The 11,407-nt window shown below is 44.9% G+C and carries 12 protein-coding genes; all 12 read left to right on the top strand.

Annotated elements, in window-relative coordinates; genetic code table 11:
* Positions 1-12 precede the first annotated feature (12 nt).
* Positions 13-1,155, top strand: coding sequence for an FtsW/RodA/SpoVE family cell cycle protein (locus tag BXO88_RS09285; protein ID WP_078037463.1), 1,143 nt, complete (start codon positions 13-15; stop codon positions 1,153-1,155).
* 25 nt (positions 1,156-1,180) lie between these two features.
* A complete protein-coding gene (locus BXO88_RS09280; protein WP_036609125.1) occupies positions 1,181-1,570 on the top strand; it encodes a methylglyoxal synthase in 390 nt (129 codons plus the stop codon).
* Between the two features lie 11 nt (positions 1,571-1,581).
* On the top strand, positions 1,582-2,598 hold the full coding sequence (locus BXO88_RS09275; RefSeq protein ID WP_078037524.1) for a D-alanyl-D-alanine carboxypeptidase family protein: 1,017 nt from the start codon (positions 1,582-1,584) through the stop codon (positions 2,596-2,598).
* A gap of 143 nt (positions 2,599-2,741) precedes the next feature.
* Positions 2,742-3,161 carry a hypothetical protein gene (locus tag BXO88_RS09270; RefSeq protein WP_036609123.1) on the top strand — a complete coding sequence of 140 codons (420 nt, stop codon included), beginning with the start codon at positions 2,742-2,744 and terminating at the stop codon, positions 3,159-3,161.
* A 9-nt stretch (positions 3,162-3,170) separates the two neighbouring features.
* A complete protein-coding gene (locus tag BXO88_RS09265) occupies positions 3,171-4,601 on the top strand; it encodes an HlyD family efflux transporter periplasmic adaptor subunit (RefSeq protein WP_078037462.1) in 1,431 nt (476 codons plus the stop codon).
* A 150-nt stretch (positions 4,602-4,751) separates the two neighbouring features.
* Entirely contained in the window at positions 4,752-5,264 is a 513-nt protein-coding gene (locus BXO88_RS09260) for a cell division protein SepF (protein ID WP_078037461.1), read from the top strand.
* A gap of 115 nt (positions 5,265-5,379) precedes the next feature.
* Positions 5,380-6,462, top strand: coding sequence for a 3-dehydroquinate synthase (gene aroB / locus BXO88_RS09255; RefSeq protein WP_078037460.1), 1,083 nt, complete (start codon positions 5,380-5,382; stop codon positions 6,460-6,462).
* 118 nt (positions 6,463-6,580) lie between these two features.
* Positions 6,581-7,132: a signal peptidase II gene (gene lspA, locus BXO88_RS09250; RefSeq protein WP_078037459.1), complete on the top strand. Its 552-nt coding sequence runs from the start codon at positions 6,581-6,583 to the stop codon at positions 7,130-7,132.
* Positions 7,129-8,046: an RluA family pseudouridine synthase gene (locus BXO88_RS09245; protein WP_078037458.1), complete on the top strand. Its 918-nt coding sequence runs from the start codon at positions 7,129-7,131 to the stop codon at positions 8,044-8,046. Before lspA ends, BXO88_RS09245 begins: the two co-directional genes overlap by 4 nt.
* A 199-nt stretch (positions 8,047-8,245) precedes the next feature.
* The gene (locus BXO88_RS09240) at positions 8,246-10,537 is read left to right on the top strand and encodes an NlpC/P60 family protein (protein WP_168171668.1); all 2,292 of its coding nucleotides are present in this window, start codon (positions 8,246-8,248) and stop codon (positions 10,535-10,537) included.
* A 129-nt stretch (positions 10,538-10,666) separates the two neighbouring features.
* Positions 10,667-10,972 (top strand): 50S ribosomal protein L21, encoded by a 306-nt coding sequence (gene rplU, locus BXO88_RS09235; protein WP_031553068.1) that lies wholly within the window; start codon positions 10,667-10,669, stop codon positions 10,970-10,972.
* Between the two features lie 30 nt (positions 10,973-11,002).
* Entirely contained in the window at positions 11,003-11,266 is a 264-nt protein-coding gene (gene rpmA, locus BXO88_RS09230) for a 50S ribosomal protein L27 (protein WP_078037456.1), read from the top strand.
* Positions 11,267-11,407 lie beyond the last annotated feature (141 nt).

Raw genomic sequence — 11,407 nt, 5'->3', positions numbered from 1 at the left:
TAAGAGGAGATTATGAAGTTCGATTATAATTTAAAGAATTATGACTTTAGACTGGTCTTCTATATGGTGGTGCTCAATGTTATGGGCGTGGTTATCATGCGCTCGGCGGTGGGAGCTGATAACTTCCAGAATCCTCAGGTGTTCCGTCAGATCATAGGCTCCTTTGCGGGGCTTGTGATCTGTATAGGTCTGTCCCTGATCGATTACCGCCGTATAGCGAGACAGTACAATCTGATATATCTGGTATCGGTACTTATGCTGGTGGGAGTTAAGGTATACGGTACCGCTTCCGGACATGGCGCCGTAAGATGGATACAGGTGCCGTTTCTTGGTCAGGTTCAGCCTGCGGAGTTCGTTAAGATAGGTCTTATAGTTTTCTATGCATCATATTTTCATAAGGCCAAGGACCAGATAAATTCGGTCCACACTGTACTTACGGCTTTTGTACTTTATCTTATACCTATAGGACTGGTACTAATACAGCCTAACCTGAGTACAGCCATCATTATGACCGTAATAGTAGCGGCCATAGTATTTGCATCCAACATCGGCTACAAGTGGATAATGGGTGTGCTTATTGCGGTCGTGCCCTTTGCCCTGGCTTTTGTGTATTTGTTTAAATCCGGTCTTTATGACCATATTCCTTTCCTGCAGGGTTATCAGGCGGCGAGAATCCTTACCTTCCTGAACCCTTCGGAAAACAGCCAGACCTTTTATCAGCAGATGTATTCCATCATGGCTATAGGTTCCGGTCAGTTCGCGGGAAAGGGCTTAAACAACAAATCCATATTCTCCGTTAAGAACGGAAACTTCCTTGCGGAAGAGGATAATGACTTTATTTTTGCAGTTATAGGTGAGGAGCTTGGATTTAGAGGCTCAGTAATAATTATTATATTTTTCTTGTTGATAATTATTGAATGCCTTATAATAGCTTCAAAGGCTAAAAAGATGAGCGGGCGTCTTATCTGCGTTGGTATGATGGCATGGATAGGTTTCCAGACCTATACCAACATCGCAGTTGCGACCGGTATATTGCCGAATACAGGTGTTACACTTCCTTTCTTTTCGAGAGGCGTGAGCTCATTGGTTTCAGTCTATATAGGAATGGGATTAGTATTAAATGTTGCACTTCAGCGCAGAGACGGTGTAATCTGATCCGGTTCAGAAAGGTTAAAAGAAAATGAATGTTGGTTTGATCGCACATGATTCAAAAAAGAAACTGATGCAGAATTTCTGCATTGCGTACCGTGGTATATTAAGTAAACACGAGCTTTATGCAACCGGAACTACAGGCTTGCTTGTTGAAGAGGTTACAAATCTCCGTATACACAAGTTCCTTCCGGGTGAGACCGGAGGTTCCAGACAGCTTGCTTCTCAGATCGAGCAGGGAAATCTCGATATGGTCATCTTCCTGAGAGATCCTCTTCATGTCAAGGCACAGGAGCCGGAGGTCAATTCGGTTGTTCAGCTTTGCGATACTTACAATATTCCTATCGCTACAAATCTTGCAACAGCAGAGCTTCTTATTAAGGCACTTGAGAGAGGTGATCTCGAGTGGAGAAACATCTGAGGATGACATTGATGAGAAAATCTTTTCCTGATAAAAAGAAATTCAGATCCGGAGGGAGCCGTCTTTTGATGGCGCTTCCGGTTCTTTTATGTCTTACGGCACTTTCCGGTTGCGGACAGAAGATTGAAAACAAGTATGATATCGATACCGGTATCATGCGTATGAATTCCATAAATACAAGCCTGACTGAGACTAATTCGGCGAAGGGCTTTTCAGTAGGACTTGCCCTGCCGGGAGAGACCACCTTCAACGCCGATGATATATCTGCAGAGGCGGCACTTATGGTTGAATTCGGAAAGGAAGACCCGCAGGCTGTAGCATATAAGAATCCGTATGTAAGGACATATCAGGCGAGTATCACCAAGGTGATGTCTGCACTGGTGTGTCTTAGACATATAAAGGATCTTCAGCAGGAGTTCACTGTAACAGAGAATTCCGCCATTACTGTTGAGGGCTCATCCAAAGCGTGGATCTATCCGGGAGAGACACTGACCATAGAGGATCTTCTTTATGGAATGCTTCTTCCTTCGGGTAATGATGCGGCGGTGGCGGTGGCTGAAGCCACATGCGGTTCTGTCGAAGCCTTTGTGGACGAGATGAACAGGACGGCTCTCGAGATAGGAGCTACGGGAACCCACTTTGTGAATCCTCACGGACTTCCGGACGAAAGACATTATACGACCCCTTATGACATTTACCTCACCATGAATGAGGCTATGAAGTATGAGGAGTTCCGTAAGATAGTCGGAACTGTGAATTATACCCCTCATTATAAGGATAAGAACGGAGCACCGAAGACCCAGAACTGGAGCGTTACCAACAAGTATATGCTTGGTGAAACGCCGACACCTGATGGACTTGAGATTCTGGGAGGAAAGACCGGCACCACCAATGCCGCCGGATACTGCCTCACCATGGATGCCAAAAAGATATCCACAGGGGAAGAATATATAGCCACAGTTATGAAGGCTCATACCAAGGATGAGCTTTACCAGAACATGACCAGCATGATCTCAACGATACGATGAAATCCATCGTTTATAAGCTTTTACATTAAGGAAGATTGTACAAAAGAATGCCCTTTTTGGTTCCTTTATTTGGGGATTCTTGCTTGAATTAGCCCGGTTAATGTACTATACTGAAACTACAAAAGTTTAGGAGGTACTTGACTATGGTACAGTTGATTGTAGGCAAGAGAGGCAAAGGAAAGACCAAGCAGCTTCTTGATAAGGCAAACGCAGTTGTTAAGGAAGCAAACGGAAATGTTGATTTCCTCGATAAATCTGCACAACACATGTATGAGCTTAACAATAAGATCCGTCTTATTAACGTAAACGAGTATCCTATCGATTCCGAGGACGCATTTATCGGTTTCATAAGTGGTATCATTTCTCAGGATCATGATTTAGAGTATATGTTCCTTGATAGTTTTCTTAAGCTTTCATCTCTCGAGGGCGCAGACATTTCTAATTGCATCAAGCGTCTTGAGGACCTTGGTGAGAAGTATAAGATCACATTTGTACTCAGCGTATCCATGGATGCAGAAGAGCTTCCGGACAGTGTGAAGAGAGATGTAGCTATTTCACTTTGATTTTTAAGCATGGCAGTAAAGAAACAAGATACATCTAACGTTATAAAACCAAATATTCTGCCTAGATTCAATGTAGGGATGATAATCTTCACGATTATCTTTCTCTACATTGTTTTTAGTGTGTATTCATATATCACGAGAGACCAGATCAGATATTACGAAGTGTCTGATGGAAGCATTGTGAGACAGGAACAGTATACCGGTGTCGCTATCCGCGAGGAGGAGACTGTGGATGCGGCATCTTCGGGATATATTCATTATTATATCCAGGATGGAAAGAGAGTGGCTGTCGGCACCGATGTATATATGGTAGACGAGACAGGTGCTTTGGAGGCCTATCTGAAGGACCATCCTGAACTTAATAAGGAGATGTCCGGAGAGCAGATAGCGGATATAAGGTACAGGCTGTCCCAGTTTTCCCAGACATTTAAGAACAGTTCTTTTTCCTATCTTTATGACACCAAGTTTTCTCTGGATGCAACGGCGCTGGAGTATTCATCCATTTCCGATGCTCAGGACCTCAATTCTGTTCTCGGACAGCTCGGTATAAACTATTCTCAGATCTCTGCCCAGAAGGCCGGAGTGGTTTCCTATTCGATAGACGGATATGAGGATCTCACACCGGATACGGTGAAATCGGATATCTTCACCATGAGCGGCTACAAGATGAACATCACGAAGCCGGGTAATCTTATAGAAGGCGGATCGCCGGTCTATAAGGTGATAACCAGCTCAAACTGGAATATAGTTTTCCCTGTAGATGACGAAACCAAAGAAAAGTATCAGGATATCCATAAGGTTCAGGTGCATTTCATCGAAAAGGATCTGACCACCAGCGCGGAGCTTGATATTTACACGGCATCAGACGGGAATAATTACGGAAAACTGTCCTTTAATGAGCTCGTGGAGCAGTTCTGTGATGAAAGATTCATACAGTTCGATATGGTGATCAACAACAAGAGAGGGCTGAAGATCCCTCTTACAGCGGTTACCGAAAAGGACTTTTTCATCATTCCTAAGGACTTTATGGTGACAGGAGCTGACGGAACCACAGGCTTTAACCGTCAGACTGTTTCTGCAGAGGGAAGCACTACAACGGAATTTGTTCCTAGTGAGATCTACCGTATCGATGAACAGTACTGCTATGTGACTGTTCCCGAGGATAACAGTGAGAACGGAGTGAAGCTTAACGATTTCGTTATCAGACCTGAAACAGGAGGGACCGATACCTCCAACACATATCATGTCGGACCGGTGAAATCGTTGCAGGGAGTGTACAACATCAATCGAGGATACTGTATGTTCCGACAGATCATTCCTATCGAGCAGAACAATGAATATGTAATAGTTGAAAAGAACACGGATTACGGCATTTCGGTTTATGATCACATAGTCATGAACGCGTCTCTGGTCACAGACGGACAGCTTGTGTACCAGTAAAGAAAAACTTACGATTTTATTACATTGGATACTTTAGTATTGTCTAATGTATTACGTATCCCGCATTTTATTGACAAGGATAGAAAATCGTATAAAATAGACGGTAATTAGACGAGCTATGCCTATCTAAACGGCGGGAGAAAAGTTAAAATGAGTTTTATTGGCAATATAATGAAAAACATGAGAGTAAGTCAGGACGACGATTACGATTATGATGATGACTACGAGTTCGACGGCGACGATGATGATTATGAGCCACAGAGAGGCGGATTCTTCAAGAAGTCTGTGGATGATGATATAGATGAAGAGAGACATGCGAGACCGATGCTGTTTACCAAGAAACAGCCACAGCCTCAGCCGAGAAGAAGCATGGAAGTGACTATGATCAAGCCTACCTCCATGGATGATTCCAGAGATATCTGTGATTACCTTCTCGACGGAAAGACAGTGGTTCTCAATATGGAAGGTCTTCATATGGAGATAGCTCAGAGGATCATCGATTTTACTTCAGGAGCTGCGTACTCTATGGAGGGTAATCTTCAGAAGATCTCCAACTATATTTTTATCGTTACGCCATCTATGGTTGAGCTTTCAGGAGATTTCCAGAACATTCTCGCAGGAAATTCCGATGTAAACATTAACGGACTCAACATGAGAGTTTAAGAAGAATATGTTAGGCTGCCGCAAGACCTGCGGCGGCTTTTTTTTCGCTATATACTTCCACTGTAATATGCTATCATGATACGAGGGTTAAATTTATCATTTATGGGAGGGTGTTATGGCTGGAATTTTGGATGTATATTACGAAAATGCGTTTTCATATCATATTTATCTTGAGAAATCCTTTGATAATCTGAAGCATGCTGTTTCGGAGCTCGGGGTCTCGGACAGACGCGCACTGATAGTTACGGATACTAATGTGGCACCGCTGTATCTCGATGAGGTTAAGGCGATTCTTTCAGATTGCTTCGGTTCTGTTTGTGAAATAGTGCTTACTCCTGGTGAGAAGTTCAAGAATACGGATTCCATAGCTGATATATATGAGAAGGCTATACAGGAGAATTTCGACAGAAATGATTATATGGTGGCTCTCGGAGGCGGCGTTATCGGTGATATGACAGGCTTTGCGGCCGCAACCTATATGAGGGGCATCAGATTCATCCAGATCCCTACGACCTTGCTGTCTCAGGTTGACAGCTCCATAGGGGGTAAGACCGGCGTGGATTTCAGAGCCTACAAGAACATGGTGGGAGCCTTCCACATGCCGGCACTTGTGTACAGCAACGTCAGCACCTTGAAGACACTTGATGCGGAGCAGTATGCTTCCGGTATGGGAGAAGTCATAAAGCATTCTCTCATCAGGAATAAGGATTATTTTACCTATCTTTCAGAGCATGTAGATGAGCTGAAGGCCCGTGATCTCGAAGTGCTTCTCAAGACTGTTTATGAGAGTAATCTCATAAAGAAGGCAGTCGTTGAGGAGGATCCGAAGGAGAAGGGAGTAAGACAGCTTCTTAATTTCGGTCATACTCTGGGACATGCCATAGAGAAGTGTTCGGAATTCGGTTACAGCCACGGTCAGTGTGTAGCCTTCGGCTGCCTTGCCGCCATGTTCATTTCCAAGGCCACATCCGGGGAAGAGGATGCTTCCGTGCGTGAGCTTATGGAGGCTGTAGGACTTTCGACAGTTCTCAGGAAGATGGATCATCAGGAGATACTCAGCGCTACCAGAAAGGATAAGAAGATGGATAAGGGAAGAGTACGTTTTATCCTTCTTCACAGTCTTGGAGACGCCTATATCGATCATGAAGTTTCGGATGAGATGATGCTTGAGGCTCTCGATTTTATTTCAAAATCCTGAATATATCGGAAAAGCGTGGCGTTTTCGCGGGCTTTTCGGGATTCAGGTCGCAGTAGTCTTTGATACAGGGAAGGTATGAGGCGGCTGTGATAATCTAGTTTTTGGAGAAATATAATATATGAAATCAACTACAACAAGAATGCTGCTTTTTTTAGTGCTGGCAGCCATACTCATAGTTCCGGATCAGATCACAAAACAGCTTGCAGTGGAACATCTGAAGGGTGCTGATAGTATTCCTATAATAAAAAATGTACTTTATCTTCTTTACGTGGAAAATAAGGGTGCTGCCTTTGGCGTTTTTCAGGGGGCACAGTATATGTTCTATATTATTACGGTGGTTGTTCTTCTCGGAATACTCTATGTGGTATATAAGACACCTGTGAAGAACAGATATTTTTATCCGGTGCTTTTTGTTTCAGAGCTTGTTTTTGCAGGCGCCATCGGAAATTTCATCGACAGAGTGAGCCAGAAGTATGTTGTTGATTTCATTTATTTTAGCCCTATAGATTTTCCGGTTTTCAATGTTGCGGATATTTATGTTACCTGCGGATGCATAATCATGGTTCTTTTGTTCCTTTTCTACTATAAAGATGAGGATTTTGCGTATCTGAATCTTTGCAGATCTCGAAAAGCGGAAGAGAAGCAGGAAGAGCCGGTGGAGGAGAAATGATAGAACTTAAGGTCCCGGAGTCAGTTAGTAATTTAAGAGTAGACCAGTTTCTGGCGACTCTTCCAGAACCTGAGATATCGAGAAGCTATGCGGCCAGACTCATCAAGGAGGAACGCATACAGATAAACGGAAAAAAGTGTAAGGCAAGTGCGAAGGTGCAGGAGGGAGACATTGTCCTGATCGATATGCCGGAGCCTGTAAGCCTGGATGTCGTGGCAGAGGATATTCCGCTTGATATAGTTTATGAGGACAGCGATTTTCTCATCATCAACAAGCCGAAGGGCATGGTGGTGCATCCTGCAGCCGGACATTATCAGGGCACGCTTGTCAATGCTGTCATGAATCATTGCGGCTCCGAGCTCAGTACCATAAACGGAGTCATGCGTCCCGGAATCGTTCATCGTATAGACAAGAACACCACGGGACTTCTTGTGGTCTGTAAAAATGACAAGTCCCATAAGTCTCTGGCGGAGCAGCTGAAGGTACATTCCATCACGAGAAAGTATGTTGCCATACTCTGCGGAAACATCAGACAGGATGAAGGTGTGGTGGATGCTCCTCTCGGGCGTTCCAAGAAGGACAGAAAGAAACAGGCAATAGATGAGATAAACGGTCGTGATGCGGTGACCCATTACAGGGTGCTGGAGAGATTCGGGGACTACACACTGGTGGAATGTGTGCTGGAGACAGGACGTACCCATCAGATCCGTGTACACATGTCGTCTATAGGACATCCGGTCCTGGGGGATGATGTCTACGGACCGAAGAAATGCCCGTTCACTTTGGAGGGTCAATGCCTACATGCGAAGACTCTCGGATTTACACATCCTACAAGCGGAGAGTACGTGGAATTTGACTCCGATTATCCGGAGTATTTTGAGAAGCTTCTCGAAAAGCTGAGAAACAAGAGATAAAGAGAGTGTGAAATTATTAGATAGTTTAAGGAAGAAATTTTCAAATATAATAGAGGTCGTTAAATCGCGGTTCAGAAAGTTTAGGTTAAGTGAGTTTCGGCTCAGTAGGTTTCGGTTCGGCGATTTTCGCCTCAGTAAGTTTAGATTCAGTAAAAGGCAGATCTGTCTCGCGCTGGTCTTCGTGATGGGCGCAGGGCTCATGACGGCTGTACTCAGCCTGTCAGGTGCCGATGAGGATGAAACAAAGCCTGAGACTGAGGCGGCGACACCTTCTGAGATCGAAACGACTGAGAGTGAGCCGGAAACCGAGGAATCCACCACAGAGGCCGAGTTTGTTCCTTCCATTGATGAACTGAATCTGGCATATATCTTTCCGGATGAGGCAGATCAGGAGGACAGGCTCAACAGCTACGCCGGTGAAGTGTACAAGGAGCTCATGAAGAAGGACAATGAATATCTCGCGAGGATAGTGGATACCTCCGGTATGTCACCCAGATCTCTGGCTGCAAAGCTCGGGGTGAGCGGGCAAAGGGTCATGGGTAAGTACAATCCTTCCGATGGCTCTCAGAATCCGGATGATCCCGGAAGCTGGTATATCCCGGATTTCAAAAATGTCAATGTTGCCTTCCGCGACTCCGATGGCAGGCGAATAAACGAGAGCTCCAACGTTAAGGATATCATGGCTATGGCGTCTGTTTACTGCTATACCCATGATTCTCTGGATCCCGAGGCATTCAGGAAATACTGTGAAGAGCTTTACGGCAAATCCAGAAGCTACAGCATAAGCATCGGAAATGTGTACTATGATGACGGCTGCATAAACAGATCCGCGAAGGAAGAGGCTGATGATATAAAAAGGATCGAGCATGCGCTTTCGCAGCTTAAAAAGCTTCTTTTGGAGGACGGGGATGCTGAAGGAGAAACATTGGAAGATGCAGTGGCTGTGGACGAGAGTGATGTCGCAAAGGGAGGCGGAAAATCTTCTGAAACCACAGGTTTCGGTGATGGAAGCACATCGACAGCTTCAGAGAGTGGCTCCGGGGATGAGAAATCTATGGAAGGTTCATCCGAAGCAGGGTCAGATGCGGCATCGAAAACTGGGAACGGTGAAGCCGAAACGAAGAGCGCCGGAACAGGCGAGGCTTCAGAGAGTCACAACTTAGCGGCAGATGAAAGTGCAGCGGCTCAGAATGAACCCACGGAAACCATTCCGGATGCTGTGGAAATTCAGGAGCTGGTTTCGGAGATGGCTAAGGACCGGACTGAAGGCACAACCCGTATAGTGGGAACGGGGATTGAAGTAACAGAGGCTTCTGTTCAGGAGGAAACTGTTTCCTATGATAGTGCAAGTGAGACCACGGCTTCTGAAGCCGCCGGTGAAACTGCATCTGATAACGACGCAGAAAGCGTTTCTGAAGAGAGTTCCGGAACCCGCACAGAAAGTGCCGCGGAAAAATCTTCTGAAACTGCGGCTTCTATGGAGTCTTCCGACTCAGGGGAAGCTGAAGATCAGAGCGGTGCCGTACAGGAAAGCGGCGAAAGCCTCGCTGAATCGGAGAGTCAGACTGATGAAGCTTCGAAGGGATACTCCGATTCTGAAAAGGGGTCAGGGGATGCAAAAAAAACATCCGTTGAAGATGGTGCGCTAAAAACCATTTTAAGCTCATTTTCAAAGGAAGATCTCCGGAAGATGGATGATGCCACACTTTTCTCTCTTATAGAGGAGGCTTATGAGGCTTCAGACAGTAAGAAGGACGGGAACACGGAAACGGATGTAAAGAGTAAAAACTACTGTCCCGGACATGTGGATCTTTATGTCAATGTCACGATCTCAGGTTTTGATGATGAAAAGGGGCTGAGGAACATAAAGCTTTCCTCTGACTTTTATACCGATGAATGGACTGAGGACATGATAGCTGCTGTAAAGTCTCTTGCGTCCAGAGACTGGTACAAGACATATGGTTTTTCCATTTCTACCATAGATCCGAAAAATCCTCTGACTGATGAGGAGATATCAAAGTATCTAGACGGACTTCCCAAGGATATCTCGTCGAAAAGAAAGTCGGTCATCAGGTTTGCGCTTGAATCCGTAGGTAAGATTCCTTACTATTATGGAGGAAAGGCGGGCTCGAGGGGCTATGAGAAGAATCATTTCGGAAGTATCGTGAGCTCCGACTACAGGGGCAGAGTCCTGAGGGGGCTTGACTGCTCGGGATGGATACAGTGGGTATACTGGTCCGCTATAGGGGACGATCTGAACGGTTCAGCCAGCACTTCTTCTCTGGTAGGTGAAGGAGAGAAGATAAAGCGCGCGGACCTGCAGCCCGGAGACATTATCATAAGAGAAGGCTCCGATTCCCATGTCGTCATGTTCCTTTCATGGTCAGGGAACGGAAAAATGATCGCTATACATGAAAATTCCACTGCGAACAATGTCTCTGTCAATGAGGTTACGGCCAGCTATCCATATTATAGAAAGTTAATAAATTAATTTTGCGAAACCCATTGACTTTTTGCCGGCTAACAATTAAAGTACTTGAGTATGCCGCGTGACGAGGTTAAAGTGTGATTTTTTCACCACCGAAGCCAGCGAGTAATGATAAAAAGGAGGACCCTCGTAATGTATGCAGTAATCCTTACAGGTGGAAAGCAGTACAAGGTAAGCGAAGGCGATATCATTAGAGTTGAGAAGCTTGATGTAAAGGAAGGCGACAAGGTTACTTTCGATCAGGTGCTTGTTCTTAATGATGGCGCTATGAAGATCGGTACACCGGTCGTTGATGGTGCTAAGGTATCAGCCACTGTTACTAAGAATGGCAAGGCTAAGAAAGTCATCGTTTACAAGTACAAGAGAAAGTCTGGTTACCACAAGAAGAACGGTCACAGACAGCTCTTTACAGAAGTAAAGATCGATTCTATCGGCTAATTTTTTCAAAGTATTTAATGGAGGATAATCATGGCTCATCATAAGGGAATGGGATCTACCAAGAATGGTAGAGATTCGGAGTCCAAGAGACTTGGACAGAAGAGAGCAGATGGTCAGTTCGTAAAGGCTGGTAATGTACTTTACAAGCAGAACGGAACAAGAATTCACCCAGGTCTTAATGTAGGTCTTGGTAATGATTTCACACTTTTTGCAAAGGTTGACGGTGTAGTTAAGTACAGCCACCTTGGAAGAGACAAGAAGCAGGTATCCGTACTGCCTAGAGACGCTGAGTAATTTTTACTCACCAAATCTGTAGATTATGCCCTGTGCTGATTTATCAGCACAGGGCTTTTAATTCTTATCCGTGTTTCCATGGGAATGCGGGTGCAATTTATTTTATTTTCATTTGTTATAAATCCGATACGGATGTATACA

It is taken from the genome of Oribacterium sp. C9, assembly GCF_002007235.1.
Classification (GTDB): Bacteria; Bacillota; Clostridia; order Lachnospirales; family Lachnospiraceae; genus Oribacterium.
The sequence above is the reverse complement of the archived record's forward strand: the minus strand, read 5'-3'. Positions and strand labels throughout refer to the sequence as shown.